This window comes from Actinomadura roseirufa (genome assembly GCF_900659635.1).
Taxonomy (GTDB): Bacteria; Actinomycetota; Actinomycetes; order Streptosporangiales; family Streptosporangiaceae; genus Spirillospora; species Spirillospora roseirufa.
Genome location: NZ_CAACVB010000058.1, coordinates 1 through 25,931, shown reverse-complemented (window position 1 = coordinate 25,931; position 25,931 = coordinate 1). Strand labels below are relative to the sequence as shown.

At 72.9% G+C, this 25,931-nt stretch carries 20 protein-coding genes, 1 tRNA gene and 1 pseudogene; 12 read left to right on the top strand and 10 right to left on the bottom strand.

Annotation, left to right across the window (positions count from 1 at the left end):
* Positions 1 to 573 precede the first annotated feature (573 nt).
* Entirely contained in the window at positions 574 to 888 is a 315-nt protein-coding gene (locus E1291_RS15340; protein ID WP_131738474.1) for a hypothetical protein, read from the top strand.
* An 82-nt stretch (positions 889 to 970) separates the two neighbouring features.
* Positions 971 to 1,264, top strand: a complete 294-nt coding sequence (locus tag E1291_RS15335) for a hypothetical protein (RefSeq protein WP_131738473.1) — start codon at positions 971 to 973, stop codon at positions 1,262 to 1,264.
* A 31-nt stretch (positions 1,265 to 1,295) separates the two neighbouring features.
* Here E1291_RS15335 and E1291_RS45105 read toward each other — a convergent pair.
* Positions 1,296 to 2,066 (bottom strand): annotated as a pseudogene (locus tag E1291_RS45105) (acyl-CoA desaturase).
* 472 nt (positions 2,067 to 2,538) lie between these two features.
* On the opposite strand from E1291_RS45105, the gene E1291_RS15325 reads away from it, so the two are divergent.
* From E1291_RS15325 to E1291_RS15310, 4 genes are all read left to right on the top strand, one after another.
* Entirely contained in the window at positions 2,539 to 3,837 is a 1,299-nt protein-coding gene (locus E1291_RS15325; protein ID WP_131738472.1) for a cytochrome P450, read from the top strand.
* A 949-nt stretch (positions 3,838 to 4,786) separates the two neighbouring features.
* The gene (locus E1291_RS43245; RefSeq protein WP_242614173.1) at positions 4,787 to 6,346 is read left to right on the top strand and encodes a peroxidase family protein; all 1,560 of its coding nucleotides are present in this window, start codon (positions 4,787 to 4,789) and stop codon (positions 6,344 to 6,346) included.
* 26 nt (positions 6,347 to 6,372) lie between these two features.
* Complete coding sequence (locus E1291_RS15315; RefSeq protein WP_131738485.1) at positions 6,373 to 8,430, top strand: lipase family protein; 2,058 nt, start codon at positions 6,373 to 6,375, stop codon at positions 8,428 to 8,430.
* A 177-nt stretch (positions 8,431 to 8,607) separates the two neighbouring features.
* A complete protein-coding gene (locus E1291_RS15310) occupies positions 8,608 to 8,841 on the top strand; it encodes a hypothetical protein (protein WP_131738470.1) in 234 nt (77 codons plus the stop codon).
* Positions 8,842 to 9,709: 868 nt separating this feature from the next.
* Here the strand turns inward: E1291_RS15310 and E1291_RS15305 are convergent.
* Together E1291_RS15305 and E1291_RS15300 are read right to left on the bottom strand one after the other, a co-directional pair.
* Complete coding sequence (locus tag E1291_RS15305) at positions 9,710 to 11,263, bottom strand: cellulose binding domain-containing protein (protein WP_242614172.1); 1,554 nt, start codon at positions 11,261 to 11,263, stop codon at positions 9,710 to 9,712.
* Positions 11,264 to 11,700: 437 nt separating this feature from the next.
* Positions 11,701 to 11,874: a CsbD family protein gene (locus E1291_RS15300; protein ID WP_131738469.1), complete on the bottom strand. Its 174-nt coding sequence runs from the start codon at positions 11,872 to 11,874 to the stop codon at positions 11,701 to 11,703.
* Positions 11,875 to 12,011: 137 nt separating this feature from the next.
* Here E1291_RS15300 and E1291_RS15295 point away from each other — a divergent pair, with 137 nt between their 5' ends.
* Together E1291_RS15295 and E1291_RS15290 are read left to right on the top strand one after the other, a co-directional pair.
* Positions 12,012 to 13,076, top strand: a complete 1,065-nt coding sequence (locus E1291_RS15295) for a S1C family serine protease (RefSeq protein WP_242614171.1) — start codon at positions 12,012 to 12,014, stop codon at positions 13,074 to 13,076.
* A 76-nt stretch (positions 13,077 to 13,152) separates the two neighbouring features.
* A complete protein-coding gene (locus E1291_RS15290; protein WP_131738468.1) occupies positions 13,153 to 13,683 on the top strand; it encodes a hypothetical protein in 531 nt (176 codons plus the stop codon).
* Positions 13,684 to 13,788: 105 nt separating this feature from the next.
* Here the strand turns inward: E1291_RS15290 and E1291_RS15285 are convergent, their stop codons facing one another.
* The 4 genes from E1291_RS15285 to E1291_RS15275 form a co-directional block, all read right to left on the bottom strand.
* Complete coding sequence (locus E1291_RS15285) at positions 13,789 to 14,151, bottom strand: SH3 domain-containing protein (RefSeq protein WP_131738467.1); 363 nt, start codon at positions 14,149 to 14,151, stop codon at positions 13,789 to 13,791.
* A 32-nt stretch (positions 14,152 to 14,183) separates the two neighbouring features.
* Positions 14,184 to 14,765: a hypothetical protein gene (locus E1291_RS15280; protein ID WP_207400743.1), complete on the bottom strand. Its 582-nt coding sequence runs from the start codon at positions 14,763 to 14,765 to the stop codon at positions 14,184 to 14,186.
* Positions 14,762 to 14,923: a hypothetical protein gene (locus tag E1291_RS41965; protein WP_165495123.1), complete on the bottom strand. Its 162-nt coding sequence runs from the start codon at positions 14,921 to 14,923 to the stop codon at positions 14,762 to 14,764. The genes E1291_RS15280 and E1291_RS41965 overlap by 4 nt, the downstream gene beginning before the upstream one ends.
* 251 nt (positions 14,924 to 15,174) lie before the next feature.
* Positions 15,175 to 17,340, bottom strand: coding sequence for a SpoIIE family protein phosphatase (locus E1291_RS15275; protein WP_131738466.1), 2,166 nt, complete (start codon positions 17,338 to 17,340; stop codon positions 15,175 to 15,177).
* A gap of 251 nt (positions 17,341 to 17,591) precedes the next feature.
* Between E1291_RS15275 and E1291_RS15270 the strand changes: the two genes are divergently transcribed.
* Positions 17,592 to 18,386 (top strand): SDR family oxidoreductase, encoded by a 795-nt coding sequence (locus E1291_RS15270; RefSeq protein ID WP_131738465.1) that lies wholly within the window; start codon positions 17,592 to 17,594, stop codon positions 18,384 to 18,386.
* Positions 18,387 to 18,512: 126 nt separating this feature from the next.
* On the opposite strand, the gene E1291_RS15265 is transcribed toward E1291_RS15270, so the two are convergent.
* Both E1291_RS15265 and E1291_RS15260 read right to left on the bottom strand, forming a co-directional pair.
* Complete coding sequence (locus E1291_RS15265; protein ID WP_131738464.1) at positions 18,513 to 19,031, bottom strand: NUDIX hydrolase; 519 nt, start codon at positions 19,029 to 19,031, stop codon at positions 18,513 to 18,515.
* Positions 19,028 to 19,468 (bottom strand): SRPBCC family protein, encoded by a 441-nt coding sequence (locus E1291_RS15260; RefSeq protein WP_131738463.1) that lies wholly within the window; start codon positions 19,466 to 19,468, stop codon positions 19,028 to 19,030. The genes E1291_RS15265 and E1291_RS15260 overlap by 4 nt, the downstream gene beginning before the upstream one ends.
* Positions 19,469 to 19,761: 293 nt before the next feature.
* Here E1291_RS15260 and E1291_RS15255 point away from each other — a divergent pair, with 293 nt between their 5' ends.
* Together E1291_RS15255 and E1291_RS15250 are read left to right on the top strand one after the other, a co-directional pair.
* Positions 19,762 to 20,532, top strand: coding sequence for an AfsR/SARP family transcriptional regulator (locus tag E1291_RS15255; RefSeq protein WP_131738462.1), 771 nt, complete (start codon positions 19,762 to 19,764; stop codon positions 20,530 to 20,532).
* A 538-nt stretch (positions 20,533 to 21,070) separates the two neighbouring features.
* The gene (locus E1291_RS15250) at positions 21,071 to 24,097 is read left to right on the top strand and encodes an ATP-binding protein (RefSeq protein WP_131738461.1); all 3,027 of its coding nucleotides are present in this window, start codon (positions 21,071 to 21,073) and stop codon (positions 24,095 to 24,097) included.
* 70 nt (positions 24,098 to 24,167) lie between these two features.
* Here the strand turns inward: E1291_RS15250 and E1291_RS15245 are convergent.
* Positions 24,168 to 24,244: transfer RNA gene (locus tag E1291_RS15245), tRNA-Leu, on the bottom strand.
* A 280-nt stretch (positions 24,245 to 24,524) separates the two neighbouring features.
* Between E1291_RS15245 and E1291_RS15240 the strand changes: the two genes are divergently transcribed.
* Positions 24,525 to 25,931: beta-ketoacyl [acyl carrier protein] synthase domain-containing protein (locus tag E1291_RS15240; protein WP_131738460.1), on the top strand; the 1,407-nt coding region annotated here is incomplete at its 3' end.

The following is a 25,931-nucleotide window of genomic DNA, read 5'->3' as shown; positions in this document are numbered from 1 at the left end:
TGCCCGCTTCGCGACGCTCCGGCTATCACCGCAGGTTGAATACCGAACCACTTCGGGCCGATTCGAAAATCGGCATCAACTGCCGAATGAGCGCCCATCTCTTGGCAATGTCCGACAAAGACCGGCCGTTGGGGCGGCCTCGTTTCGGTGCCCGCAGACCCCCGTGGATCGGACCCGGGGGCGGCTATGGCGTCCGGTGGAAGTGGTGCCGCCTTTCGTGCCGCGTTCGCCGGGTGGACGGCTTTCCTGTGCGGCCTCTCGCGCTCTTGTTGGAGCTTCCTTATAGAGGGGTTTCCCGTTCTTTGTCTCGTGAAATGAGCCTGTTCTGCTTGATTCCGTGTGACTCGTTTCGATCATCGTGTTTAGTTCTGTTCAGTGGTTGATGACTACCCTCACCTGGGAGAACTCTCCTGGGTGATTTGGGGAAGAAGTGAGTGATGTGGGGAGCTGGGACTATCGATCGGGCGAGGGGCGACTTATTTAGAGGTAAGAACTACATCACTGTAATTATGTGACTACAGTGAGTAGTGTGCGGCGTGGAAAAAACGACCCCCTGATCAGAAAGGGAACGTCATGGTCGCACGCCTGCTCGCAGGTCCGGCTCTGGCCGCCGTCCTCACCGGCCTCGCCGCGGCTCCCGCGTCGGCGGCCCCCGCGCCGGCCTCGTCCCCCGTCTCGTCCGGTACCCCCGCGAGCACCGCCGCGCCGGCGCCCCCGGCCGCCGTCCGCCCCCAGGGCTGCCTCGGCCACGACGGCAGGTTCAAGCCCATCGGGACGCAGCGCATCACCCGCGACTCGCAGGGCAACCGCATGCTGGAGCGCTGCCAGCGCGGCGGGGCCGACGGCGACGGCGAGGTCGACTGGGTGTACATCCGGCACCTCGACTGACCCGTCCCGGCCGCTCGCCACCGAAGGCCCGGCGGACCCTCCGCCGGATCGTCCCCCCGAAAACCCCCCAGGAGACACCACCATGCGACGTGCCATACCCCTGTTCGCCCTCGTCGGGGCGACGACGCTGGGTACCCTCGCGCTGCCCGCCTCCGGAGCCCAGGCGGCCGAGGGAGCCCTGTGGCTCAACGCCCAGCGGCACGACCGGCCCAGCGGCTGCTACGCCACCCAGCACGCCGGGCTCGCCGCCGTCAACCGCACCAACACGACCGCGTTCATCTTCCGCGGGAACCGGTGCAAGGGCGACGCCATCGCCAGCCTGGACCCGAACAGGCGCGGCACGTTCGAGTTCGGCCAGAGCGTCTACATCGCCTGACCGGCTCCCCCTCGCACGACCCTGACGGTGGTCACGCCCGCGTGGCCACCGTGTCGTCTTCTCCGAGGTCGCCCGGAGGACGGGCCGCCGGTCCGCGAAGCAGGCGCTCACCCACGCGGGACGGGTCGGGCCACCGCACGTCGTAGGCCCATCCGGCCCGTTCGAAGCCCCGGATGAGGACCGCGCTCAGGTCGAGCTGACCCTTCAGGACGCCGTGACGGGCGCTGGTCGGGTCGGCGTGGTGCCAGTTGTGCCACCCCTCGCCGAACGTCAGCAGCGCCACCCACCGGACGTTGCTGGAGCGGTCGCGCGTGGTGAAGGCGCGCCCGCCGAACCCGTGCGCGATCGAGTTGACCGACCACGTGACGTGGTGCACGACCGCGTACCGGACCAGCCCGCCCCAGAACAGCGCCGTCCACGCGCCGGCCTAGGACGCCGACCACAGCCCCCCGGCCAGCGCGGGGAGCGCGAACGACGCCGCCGCCGTCAGGGGATAGGCGGCGTCGAGCCGCCTGATGTCCGGATCGTCCAGCAGGTCGGGGACCCAGTGCCGGCGGTCGGACCGCCGGCGCGCCGTGTAGAACCAGCCGACCTGCGCGTGCAGGACGCCCCGCGCCAGGCCCCACGCGCTCTCGCCGTAGGCCCACGGCGAGTGGGGGTCGCCCGGCCGGTCGGCGTACTTGTGGTGACGACGGTGCTCGGCCGCCCACAGCGACGCCGGCCCCTCCAGCGCCAGGCCGCCCGCCAGCGCGAGCGCGACGCGCAGCGGCCTGCGGCACTTGAACGCGCGATGGGTCAGCATCCGGTGGTAGCCGACGCTGATGCCGAAGATGCTGACGGTGTACATCACGGCGGCGATCACCAGGTCGCGCGGCCCGACTCCCCGTCCCCACGCCACCCCCGCCGCCGCGGCCGGCACCACCGCCGGCAGGACCACCAGCGTGACCAGGTAGGCGTTGCGGCGGGCCGCCGAGACGGGCGCGGTACCGGCCGTCTCCGGCTCGGCCCAGCCTGAGCGTGCGGGCATGTGCCCTCCTTCTCCGGCCTTCTCCGGCCCGATTCAACGCCACTCGCCCGCCTGACTGGCAGTTACCTTTTAGTCAATTTACTGTTACTCTTTGCGCTTATCTCCTGACTCTATGTTGCCAAAACCGTGCATAGCCGTTACTTTGGGCTCTCATTCGGCTACGACAGGCCATGGAGGAAATCTGTCGCCGGTCCCGCGGCCGGTCCGGCCGGTGCCCGACGCGACCCCGGAGTGAAGGCGGCGCCGCATGAACCGGCTCGACGACAAGACGGCCGACGGCTATCTCCCCAGGTACGACGCGGCCCGCGCGGCCGACCCCGCGGCCGCGGCCGCGCTGCTCGCCGGATGGCTGCGCACCGAGCGGCGTCCCCTGTTCGCCGAGCTGCGCGCGCACCGTCCCGTCCTCGTCACGCCGGCCTTCACCCTCGTCACCCGGTTCGCCGAGGTCACCGAGGTCCTCTCCCGCGGCGAGAGCTTCACCGTGGCCGGCTACGCCGCCCGGCTCGACCCCGCGCTCGGCTGTCCGGTCATGCTGACCCGCGACGCCACCCCGCTGAACTGGCGGGAGAAGGGCCTCATGCAGGTCATGCTCCCGCCCGAGGACGTGCCGCAGGTCCGCGCGCTGGCCGGGCGCGTCGCCGAGGAGGCGCTGGACGCCGCCGCCCCCCACGGGCGGATCGACGCGGTCGGCGAGCTGTTCCGGCCCGTCTGCGCGGCGGTGTGCGCCGAGTACTTCGGCTTCCCCGGCCCCGACCCGGCCACGCTGTCCCGCTGGTCCCGGACCGTGATGACCGACCTCACCGCCAACCTCACCGGCGACCCGGCGGTCCACACGGCGTCCGTGCGCGCCGGCGGGGAGATGATGGCCTACCTCCGCGGGCTGCTCGACGAGCGCCGCGCCGCGGTGCGGGCGTCCCCGCCGGCCGTCCCGCAGGACGTCCTCACCCGGCTGCTGTGCACGCGGCTCCCCGCCGGGCTCGGGCTCGACGACCGGCGCGTCGCCGCCAACGTCGCCGGGCTCCTGCTCGGGTTCGCCGAGAACGCCTCGGGCTCCATGGTCCACGCGGTCGGGCAGATCCTCGGCCGCCCCGGGCTGCACCGGGCCGCCGTCCGGGCCGCCGCCGACCCGGACCTGTTCGACCGGCACGTGTGGGAGGCCCTGCGCTTCGACCCGTTCCTCACCGTGATCGCCCGGACCTGCGAGCGCGACCACGTCCTCGCGCCGGGCACCCCGCACGAGACGACCGTCCCGGCGGGCGCCCTCGTGCTCGCGGCGGTCGCCTCGGCGATGGCGGACGAGACCGCCGTCCCCGAACCGGACGTCTTCCGCCTGGATCGTCCGCCCCACGTCCACCTGCACTTCGGCCACGGCCCGCACGCCTGCGTCGGCGTCCACCCGGGCACGGCCGTGATCAGCGAGACCCTGCGCCGCCTGCTCCGCCGTCCGGGCCTGCGGCTGCTTCCGCCCCCGGACGGCAGGGTCGAACGCGACCGCGGCGTCTTCCCCGACCGTCTCCTGCTGGGCCTCGGCCAGGAAGGACCCTGACATGACCCCTCGCGACGGCGACGACGGCGTACCCCACACCGGCGACCCTGCCACCGGCGACACCCTCTCCCCGGCCGGCGACCGGCCCGTCACCGAGCCGGGCGGCCGCCCCCACGACCGCGGCGGCGTCCGCGCCGCCCTCCGCCGCGCCTGGCCACCCCGCGACCGCCCCCCGCTCCCCGCCACCGCCGAGCCGTCCAGGTCGGCGCAGGAGGAGCCGGAGCCCGACTCCGCCGCGGCCGGGGGCGGCGGCGCGGCGGGTGTTGCTGAATCCGGTGCTTCGGGTGGGGTTGTGGGGGTTGAGAGCGAGAGTGCGGAGCAGGACGGAGGTGCGCTGCGGCGTGCGCGGCGGGCTCGTGATCGCGCGCCGTTCTCTGGCGCGGCGCGGCAGGAGCCGGAGCCCGGCTCTGGCGCGGCCGGGGGCGGCGGCGCGGCGGGTGTTGCTGAATCCGGTGCTTCGGGTGGGGTTGTGGGGGTGGAGAGCGAGGGTTCTGTGCTGCGGCGTGCGCGGTCGGGTCGGCTTCGCGGGCCGGTGGAGTCCGTCGGCGCGGAAGGGCGCGGCGACGGGCAGCAGGAGGCCGGCGGTCTGGGGGAAGGCGGTGCCGAGGCCAAGGGTGGGTCGTCCGGTGACGGCGGTTCTTCCCGAAGTGGCCCGAGGGCGGTCGTTACGGCGGTGGGATCCGCCGCGACGAGGGGAGAGAGGGGTGCGGCGGAGCGGGGCACCGGGCGTTTCTCCCGGCGTGGCCTGGCGCGGCGTCGGCGTGGGGCGTTCTTCGCGGTCGTGGGGGCCGGGGACGACGGCGGCGGTCAGGGGCGCGATGGCGGACCGGGTGGTCAAGGGAAGGGCGCGTGGCGTGGTGTGGGCGGGGGAGCGGGGAAGGGGCGTGGGCGTGGCGGGGGGCTGGTGCGCGGGCGGCCGGTGGTGGCCGGTCCGGCGAAGGCGCGGAGCGTGGCGACGGACGGGGCGGTCAACCGGCTCCGGTATCTGGCGCTCACGCACGGCAGGCCGCTGTGGTTACTCGCCGAGGCCGTCCGGCCGGTGCGGCTGGGGCTCAACGCGGTACTGATCGACAGCGCGGTCCGGGAGATGCCGGCCCGGCCCGAGCCGCTGAGCACGAAGTCCCCGTACACGTCGTGGACGTCGCTGACCGACCGGTCCTACATGGGCCGCCACCTGCCACCGGCGCCGGTGCCCGAGGGGGCCGTGCGGCCCTCGGCGGAGCGGGCCGCCGCGCTGTTCGCGCGGGGCGAGGAGATGATCCCGTGCCCGCGCTCGACGGTGCTGTTCGCCTACTTCGCGCAGTGGTTCACCGACGGGTTCCTGCGCGGTGAGAGCCGCGTGCCGCGCGACCCGAGCCGTAACACCTCCAACCACGAGATCGACGTCAACCCGCTGTACGGGCTCGGCGAGGAGGCGACCGGAGCCGTCCGCGCCTTCGACGGCGGGCTGCTGAAGAGCCGGCTCGTCAACGGCGGCGAGTTCCCGCCGTACCTGTGCGAGCAGGGCCGGATCAAGCCGGAGTTCGCGGCGCTGAGCGTCGCCCGCCTGGAGGTCGTCGACGCCGCCCGGCGCGACACGCTCTTCGCGTTCGGCGGCGACCGCGGCAACCTCCAGGTCGGTTTCGCGATGTTCACCGTGCTGTTCCTGCGCGAGCACAACCGGGTGGCGCGGCTGCTGGCCGCGACCTACCCCCGGTGGGACGACGAGCGGCTGTTCCAGACGGCGCGCAACATCGTCATCGCCCTCGTCATCAAGATCGTGGTCGAGGAGTACATCAACCACATCACGCCCTACCACTTCCGTTTCCTGCTCGACCCGCGGCTGACCCGCAGGCTCGCCCGCGCGCCGTGGCAGCGGCAGAACTGGGCGTCGATCGAGTTCAACCTCGTCTACCGGTGGCACAGCCTCGTCCCGTCCACGCTGAGCATCGGGAACCGGGACGTTCCGCTGCCCGCCACGCTGTTCGGCTCCGCGCTGCTGCCCGAGACCGGTCTCGGGCGGCTCTTCGAGGACGCCTCCGAGCAGCGCGCCGGCCGCCTCGGCCTGTTCAACACCGACCCCGTGCTCCGCGAGGTGGACGAGGCGTCCATCGCCGGCGGGCGCGCCCTGCAACTGGCGTCCTACAACGACTACCGGGAGCACTGCCGGTTCCCGCGGGTGCGCCGCTTCGAGCACATCACCGGCGACCCCCGGGTGCAGGGCGCCCTCCGCGACCTGTACGGCACCGTCGACGACGTCGACCTGTACGTCGGCCTGTTCGCCGAGGAGCCCGGGTCGGCGAAGGCGATCCTGCCGCCGCTGCTCACCAAGATCATCGCGATCGACGCGTTCTCGCAGGCACTGACCAACCCGCTGCTGGCGCCCCGCGTGCTCAACTCCGCGACGTTCACCCCGCTCGGCATGCGGATCATCGGCGGGACGCGCACGGTGTCGGACGTCCTGCACCGCAACGTCCCGGAGGATCCGCGGCCCCGGTTCGTCAGCATGACCTGGCGCGGCGCCCTCTAGCGGCGCGGGAAGGAGATCCCGTGACCATGGACGACACCTCCGACGGCCGGGCGCTGCTCGCCGCGGCCCGCGAGCTCGCCGAGATCGCCGAGTCGGTGCGCACCGCCTCCGTCCACGCCACCGCCGCGCTCGGCGCCCGCCCGGCCGGCCCGGACGGCGCGCTGCGGGCCCGACGCGCCCTCCTGCACGCGGTGACCAGCCGCAAGGGCCTGGGCCACGCGCTGGCCGGGGGCCGGGCCGGCGCGGTCGGCGCCCGGATCGGCGGGATGGTCGGCGCGCGAAGTCTCGCCGTCGCGCTCATGACCACGTCGCTGCGGCTGCGCATCGCCGCCGTGACGCTGCGCAATCCCGAACTCGCCCAGGACCCGCTGCTGCGCCGGCTCAACGAGGCCGTCGCCGCCGACCGCGAGATCGAGTCGGCGCGGGCGCTGTACGCGCTGGTGCGGGACCGCGGCGCGGCGCGCGCGCTGACCGCCGTCGCCCCGATCTTCGGGGAGATCCTCGCCCTGCGCGCGCTGCTCGACCAGAACCCGCTCAACGACCACACGGCCTGGCTGATCGCCTCGGGGTCGGCGGCGGCCACCGCCGACCCCGTCACCGGGCTGAGCAACCGCGCCGTGGCCGTCCTGGACTCCGGCGCGGGCGCCGCGCGCCGCGTCCACCCCGAACCGGCCGAGGCCGAGCGCCTGCGCCGGACCGGGTCCCTGCTGGACTTCCTCGCCAACATCTGCGTCGTCGGTCCCACCGGCCGGGCCCTGGTGCAGAGCGTGACCGGGCCCGACGCCACCGAGCGCTACGTCGTCCAGGTGCCGGGCATGAGGATCGGTGTCCCGGACTCCGACTCGCCCGGCGACCTGCTCGGCGCGTTCAGCAGCACGCTCCTCGACAGCGCCCCCTACAGCCGCGCGCTCGCCAAGGCCATCGACGACTTCGGCGTGCCCGCGGGCGCGGAGCTGGCGCTGATCGGGCACAGCGCCGGCGGTGCGGCGATCATGAGCCTGGCGCAGGACCCCGGGTTCTGCGCCCGCTACACCGTCACGCACGCCGTCGCCATCGGGTCGCCGATCGACTTCAAGCGGCCGGTCTCGTCCCGCACCCGGGTCACCAGCATCACCAACCAGCACGACCTCATCCCGAGCCTGGACGGGCAGGGCGCGGGGAACTGCTTCGACCTCCACCCCGACTGGTACGTGGCCGACTACACCGACCCCGCGCACGAGTTCCCCGCCTGCCACAGCATCGAGCACTACACCGCGAACATCACCCACGACCTGCCCGAGGTCCGCGACCACGTCGAGGAGGATCTGCGCCCCTACCGGGGCCCGGTGACGCGCACGCAGCTCTACCGCCTGTACGACGACGAGAGCGGCGCCCGGCGCACCGTCGCGACCACGCGGGGACCCGTCGAGCTGCCCGTCCGCTGCGACGACGCGCACGTGGTCACCGCGTACTTCGCCGCGGACGCGGCGGCAGCGGCTGACCTGCTCGGCGGGCCCGCCGCCCGGCGGGCCGCCGCGCGCGTCGGCGGCCGGGCCATCGCCGTGCTGTACGCCGCCCAGAACCGGCGCGTCACCCTCGGCGACCACGGCGAGCTGGCCCTCGGCATCGTCGTCGCGGGCCCACCGCGCGCCTCCCGGCTCGCCGTCCGCTTCCTCGGCACCCTCGCCACCACCGAGCCGGCCCGCGCCGCCGCGAACGAGATCTGGGGCCATCCGGCGACGCTCGGGGCGCTGCGGATCGAGGGCGGCGCCGGCCTCCTGCGCGTGGAGGCGGGCATCGGCGACGACACCGTCCTGACGCTCGCCGGGGTCGTCGGCCGCGGCGTGCCGGTCCCGGCCCGCGACCTGGTCGTTCACTCCGACCTCGGTGGGGCGCCCGTCCGCTCGCGCATCGAGCTGCGCGGCCGCGGCCGGGCGCACCCCTCACCAAGGGTCCGGCTCACGGTCGGACCGGCGGACCATCCCCTGGCGCGCCAACTGCGCGCCCTCGGCCTGGACGGCGCGCGCCCGCTCCTGTGCCTGCGCTCCCCGTCCTGCCGCAGCGCCCGCGACGCCGCAGTACCCATGCCCCAGCCGCTCCCATGAGGCCGCCTTTCCCATGACGCCGCCGTTCCCGCGCCCCCGTTGTCCCCGGTGCCCCAGCCGTTCCCATGACGCAGCCGTTCCCATGACGCAGCCGTTCCCATGACGCAGCCGTTCCGTGCCGCCGCGGTTTCTGTGACGCCGCCGTTCCCATGACGCCCCTCTGACCAGGGAGCCCGCATGCCCGCCCCCGACGGCGAGACCCACGCCCGCATCCTCGACGCCGACGCGGCGGAACTGGCCCGCTGTGCCACCCGCCTGCGCGAGCTGTCCGCCCGGCTCCGCGCGGACCCGGCCACGCCCGGCTGGCTTTTCGACGCCCTCAACGCCCACATCACCTCCTGCGTGGTCGCCTCCGCCGACCTCGCCGAGGCCGCCGCCCGCCTCCGCGCCTCCGTCCCCCCACCTGGCTGACCATCCAGCCACCCTCCCCAGCACGACGCGCCCCCCAGAAAGCCGCACGACTACGCCCCACCGGGATGCGCGGCTCCCAACAAGGCACACGACTGCCCACCCGGCCCCCGGCCACCCGCTAGACACACGGCTGCACGGTGGGATGCGCTCCTACCGGTCCGGTCACGCGGCTGGCCGGTGGGGTGCGCGGTTGCCGGGTGGGCTGCACGGCCGCATTGGAGAGGGGCGTGGATGCCCAGCGGGTCACGTGGATGCCTGGAGCGATGCACGCTGCGCTCAGCCGGGTGTGCGGCTCCCCGACCGGTCGCCCGGCTGCATGGTGGGTCACGCGGCCGCGCTGGGTGGGTGTACGGACGGCCTGCGAGATGCGTGGATGCCGCGCCGGTCGCGCGGGTATCTGGAGGCATCACGCTACGCCCGGTGGGCGCGGCCGCCCGGCCGGATGTGTTGACGTTCGGTGGGACGCACCCCTGCCGGTCTGGGGCGCGCGGCCCGGTGGGTGGGGTGTGCGGACGTTCGGCTGGCCGGTGGGGTGCGTGGAAGCCGGCCGGTAGCACGGCGGCCTGGGCGGACGCTCGGTGGGAGGCGTGGGTGCCGGGCGGGTCGTGTGGCTGCTTGGAGGGAGCAATGTGCGCCCGGTGGGGCGTGGGGACGTCCGGTGGGTTGTTCGATTGCCCGGCGGGACCTGGGCAGGGTGAGCGGGCGGGTGGCTGGGGCGGGCGTGTGGGGGTGACTGGTGGAAATGGAGCGCCCCGCCCGCGCCGGTGGGCACTGGGGGTGCGCACCGGCGGGGACGGGGTGTGTGGGTGGCGCGGCCCGCGTTGCGGAGTAAGGCGGTCGAACGTGGGCCGCGCCGGTCGGGGACGGCTCAGAAGCCGGCCGTGATCTTGGTGAACTCCCAGGGCTTCTGGTCGATGCCGCTGCAGTTCTCGGCGGTGCCGCCGCCCGGGCAGGGGCGGTCACGGTTGACCGACCAGAACGCGAGCCGGACTAGGCCCTTGGACTTGGACCAGTCCCGGATCCTCGTCCACTGGTCGAGGCTGGTGACCTCCTTCTGGTCCGAGTTGCCGTTCATGCCGGAGATGCCCATGTGGGCGTAGGCGTCGGCGTCGGACCACTTGAACGCGGACTTGAGCGAGTTCTTCAGACCCTCGGACGCGCTGATCGTGCTGGCGTACATGTCCTTGCCGCCACCGAAGTCGAACGGCATGATCGTGAACACGTCCACGTTGGCCTGCAGTTCCGCCGAGCGGTTGATGAGGCGGTTCCCCCAGGTGTTCGGCCCTGTGGTGGTGGTGCCGAACGTGAGGATGGTCTGCAGACCGGCGTTCTTCTGCTTGAGGATCTTCAGGGCGTTGATGACGCGGTCCTGGACGGCCGCGTTCTCGAACTCGTCGGTGTTCTCGATGTCGATGTCGATGGCCTTGAGCGAGAAGGCGTCGATGACCTTCTGGTAGGCGCCCGCGAGCGCCTCCGGCGTCGAGCAGTTGGGGCCGAGCTTGTTGCCGGACCAGCCGCCGACGGACGGCAGGACGTCACCGCCGTTCTGCCGGATCAGGTTGATCGTCTTCTCGTCGACGCCGCCCTTGAGCTGACGCTGACCGTCCCAGCTGGGGTTGCAGCCGCCGCTGGACAGGATGAAGGCCATCGTGAACCATTTGGCGCCGCTCGCCTTCATCACGGTCGCCGGGTCGGGCGGGTCGCCCCAGCCCATGTACAGGTACGGCGCGGCCCTGCGGGTGGTGGGCGGCACCGTGCAGCCGGTGGTGGTGGCGCTGACCTGCTCACTGTCGGGGGATTCCCCGGCGGTGTTGTACGCCCTGACCGTGTAGGTGTGGTCGGAGCAGGCGGTCAGCCCGGAGATGGTGGTGCTGGTCCCGGTCTCGGTGGCGCGGACGGTGCCGCCCTCGTAGACGCGGTAACCGGTGACCGTGCCGCTGGAGGCGGTCCAGGAGAGCGACAGCGAGGTGTCGGTCCGGTCGGTCACGGTGGGGGAGCTCGGCGCGCCGGGGGCCCCGGGAGTCTGGGGGCCGTCGGTGCAGGATCCGCCGTTCAGCCGGCAGTTCTGGGGTTCGCCCGTGCCGCTGACGAGGAAGCCGAAGGTGACCGTCGCGCCGGGCGCGATGGCCGAGTTGTACTCACGGTTGGTGAAGGTGGCGTGCTGCCCGGACTTGGTGAGTATCGCGTCCCAGTAGGCGCCGACCGAGGAGCCGGACGGGACGTCGACCTCCACCTTCCAGCCGGTGACGGAGGCACCGGTGCCATTGGTGATCGTGTACTTGGCCTCGTAGCCCGATCCCCAGTCCGACGCCTTGGCGAAGGTGGCGGTGAGCGTCGCGGCGTTCGCCGGGACGGGGACGAGCAGTGCGAGGAGGAGCGCGGACAGCGCGGTGAAAAGGAAGCCAGGGAGAAGTCTTCTCACTATCACTCCCGGGTAGGAGATGCGGACACGCGGAACCCCCGAACCCCGAGTCGGTCACATGCGGTGTGGCGGGCCCCGGCGGGCGGCGAGCGGGCCACGATTCCCCTCGAATCATTAGGAAAGTTTCCTATAAATCGATTGAACGGTAACCACTCGTCCGTCCAGCGGCAAGACCCGTGGGGACGCCCGTGCGCGGTGGGTCCGCGCGGCCGTTCAACCAGCCCAGCTAGCCGACCGAACCACTCGGCGGGCCGGGAACGTCGGCACTGTTCGCCAAGCTGAGGGCACTGGTGCGGGCAGGGTTCGCCAAAGCGCACCGGTTTTTCGGAGGACGTAGACCGCGCCGTCGGCCCCGGTCGGCGGGCGGCCGGACGGCGCGCACGGCAAGGACCCGCCGCGGATGCGGCGGGCCCATGTATGCCGGACTCTCGTGCGGGTCAGTCCTTGAAGGCGTCCTTGACCTTCTCGCCGGCCTGGCGGACGTCCCCCTTGGCCTGGTCGGCCCGGCCCTCGGCCTCCAGCCGCTCGTTGCCGGACGCCCGGCCGGCCGTCTCCTTGATCTTGCCCTTGATCTTCTTGGCGGTGTTCGCCGCCTTGTCCTCGGTGCTCATGTGTCCTCGGTCCTCCTTCGCTCTGCGAAGCGCGCCTTACCCGCGAGGACGGCATCGATGCGGGCCTGATCCGGCGCGGTCTCCGAAAACAGGGCTGAACTGCGCAGACGGGGAAGAACCCGGCTCGGAGGTGGAACGTGAACAGGACCGGAAACGCCGGCATCGGCGTGATCGCGCTCGCCGCCGCCCTCGCGCTGGGCGGCTGCAGCGGAGACGACTCGGAAGCGGCCAGGCAGACCACGGCGCCGGTGCCGACGCGGAGCGGGGAAGGGGCGGCGCAACTCCAGCAGCAGTACGAGAAGGTCGTGGCGAGCGTCCTGCCGTCGGTCGTGAAGATCGAGACGGACCAGGGCGAGGGGTCGGGCGTGGTGTTCGACGGCGACGGGAACGTCGTCACCAACGCCCACGTCGTCGCCGGGGCGAGGCGGATCCGGGTGACCGCGGCCAGCGGCGGCGCCGCGCTGAAGGCGGACCCGGTGGGCGAGTTCGCCCCCGACGACCTCGCCGTGGTCAACGTGGAGGGCGCCTCGCTGCGTCCCGCCGTGTTCGCCGACTCGGGCAAGACCGCGGTCGGCCAGATCGTCCTCGCCATGGGCAACCCGCTGGGCCTGGCCGGGAGCGTCACCAACGGCATCGTGTCGGCGCTGAACCGCACGGTCTCGACCAAGCAGGAGGGCGCCTTCCCGGGCTCCACCATCGCCGACGCCATCCAGACCAGCGCGCCGATCAACCCGGGCAACAGCGGCGGCGCCCTGGTGACGCTGGACGGCACGGTCATCGGGATCCCGACCGCCGCGGCGTCCGATCCGCAGGTGGGCGGCGCGGCCGTCGGCATCGGCTTCGCCACCCCGAGCAGCACGGTCAGGCGGATCGCCCCGCAGCTGATCGCGACGGGGAAGGTGTCGCAGTCGGGACGGGCCGCGCTCGGCGCGTCGGTCCGCTCGATCATCGACCCGTCCAGCGGCGAGGGCACGGCGGTCGGCGTCGTCGAGGTCACGCCCGGAGGCGGCGCCGCGAAGGCCGGGATCCAGCCCGGCGACCTCATCCTGTCGGTGAACGGCACGCCGACGCCCGACCCCGCGGCCCTGTCGACGGTGCTGGCGGGCCTCAAGCCGGGGGACAAGGCGAAGGTGGAGATCCAGCGGCCGGACGGCGGCAAGAAGCAGGTCGAGGTGACCCTGGGTCAGCTCCCCGGATCGTGACGCCGCGGTGGGGGCGCGGACGTCCGGCCAGGTGAAACGCCCGTTTAGGGCGTCCGCGCCGGGTATCACAGGCGGCATGGAGACCAAGGGCACCCGCGAGTTTCTTGCGATCTACATGAACGACCATCTGGCGGGCGCGGCGGGCGGCGTGGGCCGGGCCCGCGCCCTGGCCCGCGCGCACCGCGGCTCGGCGGACGGGGGGCGGCTCCAGCGGCTGGCGGACGACATCGCCACCGACCGCGGGGCCCTGCTGGCGATGACCGGGGCACTCGGCCTGCCGGTCCGGCATTACAAGATCATGGCGTTGGCGGCGATGGAGCGGGCCGGCCGGCTGAAGCTCAACGGCCGGCTGCGCGGCCGTTCGCCGCTCACCGACCTGGTGGAGTTCGAGGCGATGCGCGTCGCGATCGAGGGCAAGGCCGCGGGATGGCGGACCCTGCTCGTGCTGGCGGACCGGGAACCCGCCCTGGACACCGGCGACCTGCTGATGCTCCTGGCGCGCGCGCAGGCGCAGGCCACCCTGCTCGAAGAACTGCGGGCGGCGTCGGTCGACCGGCTCTTCCGCGGCTCGGTGCCCCTCGGCGTCCCCGCCCGCACGGGCCGGTGATCCGCCGCCCGGTCCGCTGGAGACCGTCCCGTGGGACGGCCTAAGCCGGGAACCGGCACGCCTCCCGGCCGGACGGCGCCCGGCCGGGAGGCGTGACGGCGATGCTCAGCAGTGCGTGACGCGGCCCTTGATGATCTTGATGTAGCGGCCCGACACCCACTCGGGCGTGCTGATCCCGAGGCGGTACCACCGCCTGACGCCCCCGACCGACTGCCCGTTCACCCAGCACTTGATGTCGACGATCGCGCCCGGCCGCAGCGAGCCGACCTTCTTGGACCTGGTCGTGGGACGGAGGCGGATCGCCAGCCGGTGCCGCGAGATCACCTTCCCCTTCGGCAGGGCGTAGGTGCCCACGACGTGCTGCACGGCCGCCGGCCGCTCCGCCGCCGACGCGGCGGGCACGCCGAGCGCCCCGGCGCCGACGACCGCCGACGCGAGCACGGCCGCGACTTTGTGGTGCTGTTTCATGGATTCTCCCCCCGGTGAATGGTCTTGCCTTCCTAGGGTGAGTCGCGGCGAGACGGCAAAGCGTTCACCATGGTGATCCCTTTTTCGTGGCGATTACGCCGGACGGCATAGGCGGCGGTCACCGCCGCCAGCAAGGGGCCCCAGGCGATCAAAGGCGCATAACACGCAAAGAGGATGATGGCCTTCGCTCCGTGCGGTGTCTCGGGGTCGTCATTGGTCGTGAACGCGAAGGCCAGTGGCGTCCAAATCGCTATCAATGCCACAGATCCGAGCGATGCGGGAATAATTGCTGCCAGCGGACGAATTCGCCTTCCCTTGAGCACCGGGACCCAGCGCGGCCACACCTCGCCCCACGGCCGGACGAGCCCCATGCCGAGGAACGCCACCGCCTCCGAGAAGGCCGTCAGCGCGACCACGTAGGGCAGGATGAACCGGACATGCCGCGGGTCCTGTGAGCCGGTGAACCCGGCGGGGAGGCCGAGGGCGAACAGGATGCGCCAGATCCCCGACGGGACCGCGCACCACATCGTCGCCTGCGCCGCCAGGTCGGCCCACCTCGGCACGGGTCCGCTCGTCCCGGCCTTGGCGGGGATCTCCACCTCGGTCGCGGTCACCGGACGCTCCCGTGACCCGGACGGGAGGCGCCCGGCTCCGGCTCGCCCGATCCCGTGGCCAGCATCGCCCCGCCGATGAGGGCGGTGAGAAGGACCACCACCGCCAGCTTGATCTTCCATTTCCGGCTCAACGGGACCATTCCATCCTCCCGTTCCACCTGTGCTCCATGCCCACACGATCTCGCTCGTGCCCCGCTCGCCGCCTCCCCCGGAGGGCTGAGCCCCTTCCCCCGCCAGGGGGTGTCCGGTCGCGGGTGTCAGAGGCGCAGGAATGGAGGTATTAGCCGAGATAGAGGCTCGGTCATTAGGCTTTGCGATTCGCGCCGTTCCGGCGACCGGCGACCGTGGGCCGGCGACCAGGGGCCGGTGGCCGTGGGCCGGCGGCCTGCGCGCCCCCGTTCCCGCCGGGTCAGAGATCGGGGGAGGAGGCGCGCTGGAGAAGGAGGACGGCCGTGTCGTCGTGCTGCGCCAGGCGCGTCACCGGTGCCACGAGGTGGTCGGCGAGGTCGTCCAGCGCGCTCTCCCCGGGCAGGTCCGTCCACGTCCGCCGCGCGCGGGCCCAGCGGGTGAGCCGCCCGGCCAGGTCGGCGACGCCCTCGCCGTAGTCCCGGCCCGGCGCCTCCACGAGCCCGTCGGTGTACAGCAGCAGCGTGGCGCCCGGCGGCATCGGCCTGGTCGCCACCGGGTAGGCGGCCTCCGCCTCGATGCCGAGCGGCAGCCCGCCCGGGACGGTCAGCTCGGTCACCCGTCCGTTCGCCTCCAGCAGCAGCGGGTACGGGTGGCCCGCGCGCACCATCCGCACGGTGCCGCTTCGCCCCACGCAGACGATGCAGCAGGTGGCGAAGAGGTCGGTGTCGAGGTCGTAGAGCGAGGTGTTGCCGCGGGCCATGAGGTCCGCCAGGTCGTGTCCCTCCAGGGCGTGCGCCCGCATGGCGGTGCGGAGCTGCCCCATCACCGCCGCCGCCTGCGCGCTGTGTCCCTGCACGTCGCCGATCACGACCGCGGCGCCGCCGCCCGGCAGGCTCAGCACGTCGTACCAGTCGCCGCCGACGTCCATGCCCTCCGCGCCCGGCAGGTACCGGACGCACACGCGCAGGTCCGGGATCTCGGGCAGCCGGTGGGGCAGCATCATCCGCTGCAGCTCGGTCATCTGGCCGCGCCGCTCGTCCAGCAGCCGGGTCCGCGACAACGCCTGGGCCAGGATCCCCGCGATCCCCGCGTAGTCGATCCGCTCGTCCACCGAGAACGTGCGCGCGGAGGCGAAGGCGATCACGCAGACGCCGGAGACCCCGTCCGCCGTCGACAGGGGCAGGATCGCCCAAGCGTTGTGCCCCGGCACCGGCGGCACGCGCAGGCTCGGGAACGTCGTCAGGTAGTCCTCCCGCGACCCGATGAACAGGGTCTCGCCCTCGCCCAGCGGCGCCAGGTACTGCGAGCCGGCCAGGATCTCACCGGCCTCCTTCAGGCGCCGCACCCCGTCCGGCCCGTAGCCGCGCGTCCCGACCAGGTTCGCCCAGTCGCCCTCCGGCGGGCCGAAGTAGACGGCCACCGCGCTGGCGCCCAGAGCGGGCAGGACGGCCTCGGCCAGGCTGTCCATGAGGGCGTCGGTGGACAACGCGGCGCCGAAACCCCTGGTCACGCTGAGGACGAGATCATGGCGCCGCAGCTCGCGCAGGTCCCGGTCGTGCTCGCCGGTGCGGTCCTGCGCCACCCCGATCATGCCCTGGGGACGCCGCCGCGCGTCGTGGAAGACCCGCGCCTCGGCGTCGATCCAGCGGATCTCCTCGTCCGGGCGCACGATGCGGAAGCCCGCCTTGTACACGCCGCTGACGCGGCTCTCCTCCACGGCCCGGTGAACCCGCCGCCGGTCCTCGGGGTGGACGTGGTCGAAGAAGGTCTCGATCCGCCCGTCGAACTCCTCGGGCTCGAACCCGAACAGGCGGCACAGCCGCTCGTCCCAGACCAGGCGCCCCGAAGGGAAGTCCCAGTCGAACGACCCGACCTGGGCGCTGGACATGGCCAGCTCCAGCCGCGCCGCCCGGCTCCGCCCGCGGACCAGGCGCATCGCCTGGTCCAGCGTCGCGTCCTCGGCGGGCGAGGTCTCCGCGCGCAGGGACATCAGATGGTCCAGGCGGTGCGCGCACAGCAGGGCGATCACGTCCAGGGCCCGGCGGGACGGCTCGTCCGGCCCGCCCGTACGGGCCGTCCGGAAGGAGAGCGCGCCGAGGCACACCTCGTCGACCAGCAGGGGCAGCGTGACGGCGGGCACGCTCTCGCGCTCGCCGAAGAGGCGGTCGGCGGGTTCGGTGACCGAGTACACCGGCCGCCGCTCCCGCGCCGCCACGGCGACGGGCCCCGCGCCGTCCGGCGGGATCATCTGGCCGGGGCCCTCCGGACCGGCCACCGAGCCCTCGGCGGCCGCGAGCCGCAGCCAGCCGTCGTCCTGCAGGAAGTACAGGAGACCGGCGTCGATCTCCAGCCGCGCGGGGGCGGCGCGCACGGCCGCGCTCAGCAGCGACCCGGCGTCAGGGCAGTCCAGGAGCAGGACGACCATGTCGTCGCCTGCCTCCGTCATGGAGCCCACCCCCGGGGCGCCGGCACCGGTTCACCCCCAGAAAATCGCCCTGACCTGCACTGATGCGCAACGCGTCAGCTGACCTAACCCTCACCTACCCAGAAATCGCCTCCACCGCGCCACGGCCGGGTGGGATCTGTGTCCTTCGCCACGCTCCGGAGGCGGCCACCGTTTCGCGTTTCGTGTCACATCGCCGTCCCGAGGAATGTCTAGGTGTCGTCCGAGGAAGTAACGGGTGGGGGGAAGAGACCATGACGACACCGATCCTGGTGACCGGCGGTACCGGCACGCTGGGCGGGCACGTCCTGCCGCTGCTGCGGGACGCCGGCAGGGACCTGAGGGTGCTGAGCCGGCGGGAGCGGGCGCCCGGCGAGGGCGTCGAGTACGTGACCGGCGACCTGCTCACCGGCGACGGCGTGGACGCCGCGGTGGGCGGCGTCGAGACGATCCTGCACCTGGCGGGCGGCGCCAGGCACGACGACCGGGCGACCGCCGCCCTGGCGGGCGCCGCGGCACGGGCCGGCGTACGGCATCTGGTGCTGATCTCGGTGGTCGCCGCGGACAAGGTCCCGCTGGCCTACTTCCGCTACAAGCTCGGCGCCGAACGGGCCGTCGCCGACTCCGGCGTCCCGTGGACGGTGCTGCGCGCCGCCCAGTTCCACGACCTCGCCCTCATGGTGGCGGAGAAGATGACGAAACTACCGGTCGTTCCCGCGCCGGGCGGCGTCCGCTGGGAGCCGGTGGACTCGCGGGAGGTGGCGGCCCGCCTCGTGGAGTTGACGCTCGGCGAGCCGGCGGGACGGGTGGCCGACCTGAGCGGACCGGAGATCCACACGCTGGCCGACCTGTGCCGCGGGTACCTGCGGGCCCAGGGCGGCCGCCGTCCCATGCTCCCGGTCCGGGTCCCGGGCAAGCTCGGCCGCGCCTACCGGACCGGAGCCAACCTGGCCGCCGAGGGCGCAGACAGGGGCACCCTGACCTGGGAGAACTTCCTGACCGAACAAGTGAGCCGCCGTCACCCCCGCAAGCCCGCAAACAAGCGCTGACACCTGACCGGCGGGGCGATGCCGGAGGCGAGCCCCGCCGGGAAGATCGCGAAGCGATTCGCGCTCGCACGAGCACGGTCACGAAGCGAGCGCCGGCTAGCGAAGTGGGCCGGGATCGCGATGCATTCAGTGGTGCCAGGGGAGGTGGACGGGTACGTCGTCGGTGCGGCCGGCGAGGAGGGCGGTGAGCAGCTCCGCCAGCTTCAGCGGGTAGACCGGCTCGGTGTCGGTGGCGCGCTTCAGCTCGTCCAGCGACCACCAGCGGAACGCCGTGATCTGCCGCTGCTCCAGGGGGGTGAAGCCGGTGGTGTCGACGTCGTGCCGGGGGGTGCGGTACAGGAAGAAATCGTCGCGGAACAGCCCGCGCGCCCAGCCGAGGTCGGCGTGGCCGGAGGTCGTCGCGACGAGCGGTCCCAGGTCGGCCGGGGCGACCACGAGGCCGGTCTCCTCGCGCAGCTCGCGCGCGGCGGCCTCGCGCGGGCTCTCCCCGTCGTCGACGCCCCCGCCCGGCGTGATCCAGCAGTGGCCCTTCCGGCGCCGGCCGGCCGCCAGGGGGAAACGGAAGAGCAGGAGGCGGTCCTCGGCGTCCAGCAGGAGCACGCGGGCCGAGCGGCGGCGGTAGTTCTCACCGGACGCGGGCGTCACGCGGTGATTTCGGCTTCCAGCTTCGCGAGCTGCTCGTCGTAGATGCGCCGCAGGCCCTTGGGGGCGAACGTCCGCTCGAAGAAGCCGCCCACGCCGCCGGCGCCGTTCCACGTGGTCGTGACCTGGACGCGGGAGCCGCCGTCGGCGGGGGAGACCGTCCAGGTGGTGACCATGGAGGAGTTCTCGTCCCGCTCCACCAGCGTGTGCTTGTCCGGGGTGCTCACGGCGACCAGGCAGTCGCGGACCCGCTTCTCGGTGGCGGCCAGCTTCCAGCGCACGACCGTGCCCTCGCCCTGGCCGCCCTCGCGCACCTCGTACTCGCTGTAGTGCCCGGTCAGGATCCTGGACCGGACGCCGGTGTAGTCGGCGAGCGCGCCCAGTGCCCGCTCGGGGCTCGCGGTCAGCGTCTTCTCCGCCGTGGCGGTGACTTGTCCCATGCGGTCCATCCTTTCGCATCGGAGGCGCCGATGACCTCGTCGAGCCGGTCGCGGCGAGGCGTCCGCGGCGGTTGTGGCGGCCGTCACAGCGGCGTGCGGCGCGCGAGCGGCCGATAGGGGTGGGGCGGGCCGGGGACGGCCGGTCCCCCTTGTCCCCGCGCGCCATCGGTAGGGGCGGTCTACGGGTACCGGACGCGGGTCCGGCCGGACCACCATCGAGGTTGTGCCTCGGCCTTCCTGGGAGGAAACAAGAGGAATCCGAGGACGGAGGGTGCATCTGAGGGGAGAGCGTCGTGAGGTATGAGGTGCTGGGGCCGCTCCGCGTCGTCGACGGGGATGTTCGCACGTCCATCAGCGCAAGGAAGATCGAGACGGTCCTGGCCGTGCTGCTCATCCGGTCGGACCAGGTGGTGGCGCTCGACCAGCTCATCCAGGAGATCTGGGACGACGCGCCGCCGCGCCGGGCGCTCGCCGGGCTGCACGTCTACATCTCCCAGGTCCGCAAGTTCCTCGCCAGGCCGGGCCGGGAGGGGAACCCCGTCCTGACCCAGGCTCCCGGGTACCTGCTGCGCAAGGGCGAGGACGAGATCGACTTCCACGTCTTCCTGGACGCGGTGAAGCAGGGGCGTGCCTGCATGCGCGAGCGCCGGTACGAGGAGGCGGCGGTCTGGCTGGAGGGCGCCCTGGAGATGTGGCGGGGCCCGGTGCTGGGCGACCTGCGCAGCGGCCCGGTCATCGAGGGCTTCGTGACGTGGATGACGGAGTCGCGCCTGGAGTGCATGGAGATGCTCGCCGACGCGCTCCTGCGCCAGGGGCGCCACCGCGAGCTGATCGGCCGGCTGTACTCGCTGGTGACCGAGAACCCGCTGCGCGAGGCGTACTACCGGCAGCTCATGCTGGCCCTGTACCGGTCCGACCGCCAAGCGGACGCGCTGCAGGTGTACCAGTCGGCGCGGAGCACCCTCAAGGAGGAGCTGGGGCTGGAGCCCTGCCGGACGCTCCGCGACCTCCAGCGGGCGATCCTCGCCGCGGACGAGCGGCTGGACCTCCCCGTCGCCTCGTAGCGGCGCCGTCCCCGACGCCGGCCCGGGGCCGGCGCCGTCACCGTACGCCGGACCGTTCACCGGGGCCGGGCGATCCGCGTGCGCGCGGGCCGTCCGGCCCCGCTCGTCGCGGCCCTCTCCCGTCGCGGGCTCGGGCCGGTCATGCCGGTAGGGGTAATTCAATACCGCATGAATTCGGTCATACCGGGCTCCCATCGCGTTACCGCGGCAGATTACCGGCAAATTTTAATGTCTCTTTACCTTAGTGGTTCGGGTCCGTCCGGAGAGGTGTCGACCCCTAATCGGCGCGCGCGGCACCCCTATAGCGGATTCGCGGCGGCAATGCGGGGTTGATGATCACGTGATCTGAGCTGCGGTCCTGCTCGGAACGCTATGGCGCGTAAGGGTGACGCGGACCGCCGTGGAGATCGCACAGGTCAGCCGCTCCATTATCACTTTGTGGCATCGGACGCCGACAGGGTGTCCGTTGTCAAATGAGGGGTGGGGTGTAAGGATCCATATGTGTTCCGACGTCTGACGATGCCGTCTTTCTGTGATCATGAACGCCGAGGGTTACGGCAAGGCAGCGGCGTCGAAGCGATCTGCCAGGGGTTTGCTTGTGGCTTTGATTGGAAGGGACGATGAACTCGCTGCTCTGGAAAGCCTGCCGGGCGCGTTCGCCCAGGCAGGAAGCAAGGTGGTGATGATTAGCGGTGGCATAGCGACCGGCAAGACCACTCTTCTGCGCACTCTCGGGGACCGGGCGATCGATTCCGGCGCCCTCTACCTCGGCGCCGTCGCGTCCCGCGTCGAGCGGAACCTCCCGCTCGGTGTTCTGGAGCAGCTCTTCCGCAGCCCAGCCCTCCCGGCCGCGAGCGCCGAGCGGGCGATGCACTGGCTGGAGGTCGGCGCCCGCGTCACCTCGATGCGCGAACCGCTGACGGGCTCGGCCGGCCACGTCCCCACGTCCGTCCTGCGCGGCCTCTGGGAGGTGCTGCGCGATCTCGTCGAACGCCAGCCGGTCGTCCTCGGCGTCGACGACGTGCACTACGCCGACGACCCCTCCCTGCAGTGCCTGCTGTACCTGGTGCGCCGGCTCCGGTCGGCGCGGCTGCACGTGATCTTCAGTGAGTGCTCCCATCTGAGGATCGCGAACGCGCTGCTGCAGAGCGAGTTCCTGCGCGAGCCGTTCTTCCAGCAGATCCGGCTGGAACCGCTGTCCAAGTCCGCCGTGGCCGACATGCTCGCCGGGCAGCTGGACGACCGCGCGGCCCAGGACCTCACCACCGCCGTCCACGAGGCCAGCGCCGGTTATCCGCTGCTGGTGCAGGCGCTCATCGACGACTACCGGGCCGGCGCGCACGCCGCGGCCGGCGAGATGCTCGCGGGCGAGGCGTTCGGACGGGCGGTGCTGCGCTTCCTGTACCGCTACGAACCGCCGATCATCGAGGTGGCGCGGGCGACCGCGGTGCTCGGCAAGCCCGCCTCGATCGGCCTGCTCGGCCGGCTCCTCGACATGGACGCGGCGGCGACCCTGCAGGCCGTCAACATGCTCACGACGGCGGAAGTGCTGGTGAACGGCTGTTTCCGGCACGACGCCTTCCGCGTCGCCATTCTCGAGGGCACGCCGCCCACGGCCCTCAGGACGACGCACGGACGCATCGCCGATCTGCTCCACAACGAGGGCGCCCCCGCCACCGAGGTCGCCGCGCACATCGTCGCGGCCGACCACATCACGGCGCCCTGGGTGATCCCCATCCTCCAGGAGGCCGCCGAGCACGCGCTGGCCGCCGACGAGGTCGCGACGGGCATCCGCTACCTCCGGGCGGCCTACCAGATGTGCGACGAGCGGCAGCGTCCGGTCATCACGTCGGCGCTCGCCGAGGCGGAGTGGCGCGTCGACCCCGCGACGGTGCTGCGCCGCCTGCACGAGTTCGGTGCCCCCCTCGACGGAGAGCCGGTGGAGGGGCGGGACTCCCTCGCTCCGGTGACCTACCTGCTCTGGCACGGGCGGGTGGACGAGGCGGTCGACATCCTCGACGGGCTCACGCGGGCCCCGCACGGGACGGCGGACCACGGCGCGGCGACCGCCGGGGACTACTGCACGTCCCGCCTGTGGGGCGCCTACCTGTACCCGGGGTTCTTCAGCCGGCCGCCCGACCCCCTGCCCGCGTTCGCGCGCCAGGGCCCCGAGCCGATGAACCCCGACCTCCAGGACGCCGGCCTGCTCGCGGCCGAGCTCGCGCAAGGCAACGAGGTCCTCGCCCTGGCCGCGGCGGAGGCCATATTGCAACGTTCCCGCCTTAATCATCGGACGTTCGCGCCGCTCACGGCCGCGCTGGCCGTCCTGACCTACAACGACCGGCTCGACCAGGCGGCCGCCTGGTCGGACTTCCTGCTCGCCGAGGCCGCCGAGCGGCACAGCCCCACCTGGGAGGCGCTGGTCACCGCCCAGCGCGCGCTGATCCACGTCCGGCAGGGCAACCTCGTCGCGGCGGTGGACCTCGCCGAGACCGCGCTGCACCTGATCCCGCCGAAGAGCTGGGGCGTCGCGGTCGGGCTGCCGCTGGCCGCCATGGTCCTGGCCGCCACCGCCATGGGCAACGTGCGGCAGGCGGCGACCTACCTCGACATCCCCGTCCCCGAGGCCATGTTCCAGACCCGCATGGGCCTGCACTACCTGTACGCGCGCGGCCGGTACCACCTGGCCACCAGCCGCGCCTACGCCGCCCTCTCCGATTTCTGCGCGTGCGGGCGGCTGATGGGCGAGTGGGGTCTCGACCTGCCCGCGCTGGAGGCGTGGCGGAGCGGGGCCATCGAGGCCTACCTCCTGCTGGGCGAGCCGCATAAGGCCGAGCGGCTCGGTGCCGAGCAGGCGGCGCTGGTCTGTCCCGGGCAGCCGCGGACGCGGGGGCTGGCGCTGCGGTCGCAGGCCGCGACCCGCGACCCGGAGGCCCGCCCCGCGCTGCTCGAAGAGGCGGTGGAGGTGCTCCAGGGCAGCGGCGACCGGCTCGGGCTGGCCTACGCGCTCGCCGAGGAGAGCCGGGCCCGCCAGGTCCTCGGCGAGCACGAACAGGCCCGTACGCTGGCGCGCAAGGCCGACGCGCTGGCCCGCAAATGCCGGGCGCGCATTCCGGAACAGCCCGGGACGGTCGACAGGATCGACGGCGGTCCAGTGGTTCCGGAAAACGAATCCACGCCTTTTACCGTCACCTCCGAACTCAGCGACGCCGAACGCAGGGTGGCGACCCTGGCCGCCGCCGGTCATACGAATCGGGAGATTTCCAAGAGGCTCTACATCACCGTCAGCACCGTGGAGCAGCATCTGACGAGGATCTATCGAAAGCTCAATGTCAAGCGCTTCGATCTGCGCGCCGCACTGCAGTACTCGGAGATCGACGTGACGGTGCCCGAAAGGGTCGCCGAACCGGAGCGGTACGCGGTCGCGGGAAAAGGCGCCGGCGGGCTGCGCCCGCGCGGGCTCGCGGGCGAGGTCCCCTGCGGGCGCGAGGGCGTCTTCGGGTACGAGGGACGGCCCCGGCCGCAGGCCGGGCACAACTCCGCGGCGTGTCATGGGGGTACCTGACCTCGCCGTCCGATCGTGAGCCCTTGGGGCGGGCGCCCGGCGTCGTGTGGCCGGACGCCCGCCCTTCGCGTGCCCCGGGTGGGAGTCGAACCCACACTCCACGGATTTTAAGTCCGCCGCCTGGCTACCTGATTGGGCTACCGGGGCCGGTCGGCCTGCATTCAATCTATGGTCGCGCCGAGATGTAGTCAGCCCCTATCGGCGGCACCGGCGGCCCCTATGTTCTCCGGGTGATTCGGCCATCCTCCGGACCCCTCCTTTAGGGGGAACCCACACGTCCGGACGGCCGCGACGGAAGCCGGCCGATGGTTTGGCGTGGCTTTAGAGACCACCTCGACGATGGGAACGGCGAGCGCCCTCCGTGGGCGCCGCCGGCCGCCGGCGCGCGACCGGCGCAGGTTCTCGTTCGATTTCGGCGTGGGATGTGATGGCCATTCTTTCCATCGCGGTCGTGGGTCTGTCGAGCCGGTTGCCGGGCGCGCCGGACCCGGACGCCTTCTGGCGCCTGCTGCGCGCCGGCGAAAGCGCCGTCACCGCGATGCCGGCCGGCCGGCGCCGCGCGGGCGCTTCGCCGGACGGCGCTCCGGCGGACGGTGCTCCGCCGGACGGTGCTCCGCCGGACGCGCCCCCGCGGTTCGGCGGCTTCCTCGACGAGGTCGACGCCTTCGACGCCGGGTTCTTCGGCGTCTCGCCGCGCGAGGCCGCCGCGATGGACCCGCAGCAGCGCCTCATGCTGGAGCTGGGCTGGGAGGCCCTGGAGGACGCGGGCGTCCGCCCGGACGCGCTCGCCGGAAGCCGGACCGGCGTGTTCGCCGCGGCGATCTGGGACGAGTACGCGGCGCTGCTGCGCCGGCACGGGCCGTCCGCCCCGAACCGGTACGCCATGACCGGCGTGCACCGCAGCATCATCGCCAACCGCCTCTCCTACACGCTCGGGCTGCGCGGCCCCAGCCTGACCGTCGACACCGCGCAGTCGTCGTCGCTGGTCGCGGTGCACCTGGCGTGCGAGAGCCTGCGGCGCGGGGAGTGCGAGGCGGCGCTGGCGGGCGGAGTCAACCTCATCCTCGGCGAGGACGGCATGGACGCCGCCGCCGCCCAGTTCGGGGGGCTGTCCCCGGACGGGCGCTGTCACACCTTCGACGCCCGTGCCAACGGGTTCGTCCGCGGTGAGGGCGGTGCCGTGGTGCTGCTGAAGCCGCTGGACGCGGCGCTGCGCGACGGCGACCGGGTGTACTGCGTGATCCGCGGCGGCGCCGTCGGCAACGACGGCGCGACCGCCGGGCTGACGACGCCCGGCCGGGAGGCGCAGGAGGAGGTGCTCCGGCTGGCATGCCTGCGGGCCGGGGTGGCGCCCGGCGACGTCCAGTACGTGGAACTGCACGGGACGGGCACCCGGGTCGGCGACCCGGTCGAGGCGGCCGCGCTCGGCGCCGCGCTGGGCCGGTCCCGTCCGGCGGCGACGCCGCTGCGGGTGGGCTCGGTGAAGACCAACATCGGTCACCTGGAGGGCGCGGCGGGGATCGCCGGGCTGCTGAAGGTGATCCTCAGCATGGCGCACCGGAGGCTGCCGCCGAGCCTCAACTACGTCACGCCGAACCCGCGCATCCCGCTGGCGGATCTCGGGCTGCGGGTCCAGGACGAGCTGTCGGAGTGGCCGCGCCCGGACCGCCCGCTGATCGCCGGGGTCAGCTCCTTCGGGATGGGCGGGACGAACTGCCATCTGGTGCTCACCGAGGCGCCGGTCCCCGCGCCCGCGGCCCCCGGCGCGCCGTCCGCGCCGCCGGTCGTGCCGTGGCCGGTGTCGGGGAGGGGACCGGACGCGCTGCGCGCCCAG

Bases quoted from the DNA above. Each gene is read 5' to 3' on its own strand.
- E1291_RS15315 (WP_131738485.1), top strand. From the start codon at position 6,373: ATGGACGACACCTCCGACGGCCGGGCGCTGCTCGCCGCGGCCCGCGAG.
- E1291_RS15310 (WP_131738470.1), top strand. From the start codon at position 8,608: ATGCCCGCCCCCGACGGCGAGACCCACGCCCGCATCCTCGACGCCGAC.
- E1291_RS15285 (WP_131738467.1), bottom strand. From the start codon at position 14,151: ATGAAACAGCACCACAAAGTCGCGGCCGTGCTCGCGTCGGCGGTCGTC.
- E1291_RS15275 (WP_131738466.1), bottom strand. From the start codon at position 17,340: ATGACGGAGGCAGGCGACGACATGGTCGTCCTGCTCCTGGACTGCCCT.
- E1291_RS15260 (WP_131738463.1), bottom strand. From the start codon at position 19,468: ATGGGACAAGTCACCGCCACGGCGGAGAAGACGCTGACCGCGAGCCCC.
- E1291_RS15325 (WP_131738472.1), top strand. From the start codon at position 2,539: ATGAACCGGCTCGACGACAAGACGGCCGACGGCTATCTCCCCAGGTAC.
- E1291_RS15340 (WP_131738474.1), top strand. From the start codon at position 574: ATGGTCGCACGCCTGCTCGCAGGTCCGGCTCTGGCCGCCGTCCTCACC.
- E1291_RS15290 (WP_131738468.1), top strand. From the start codon at position 13,153: ATGGAGACCAAGGGCACCCGCGAGTTTCTTGCGATCTACATGAACGAC.
- E1291_RS15300 (WP_131738469.1), bottom strand. From the start codon at position 11,874: ATGAGCACCGAGGACAAGGCGGCGAACACCGCCAAGAAGATCAAGGGC.
- E1291_RS15335 (WP_131738473.1), top strand. From the start codon at position 971: ATGCGACGTGCCATACCCCTGTTCGCCCTCGTCGGGGCGACGACGCTG.
- E1291_RS15250 (WP_131738461.1), top strand. From the start codon at position 21,071: ATGAACGCCGAGGGTTACGGCAAGGCAGCGGCGTCGAAGCGATCTGCC.
- E1291_RS15270 (WP_131738465.1), top strand. From the start codon at position 17,592: ATGACGACACCGATCCTGGTGACCGGCGGTACCGGCACGCTGGGCGGG.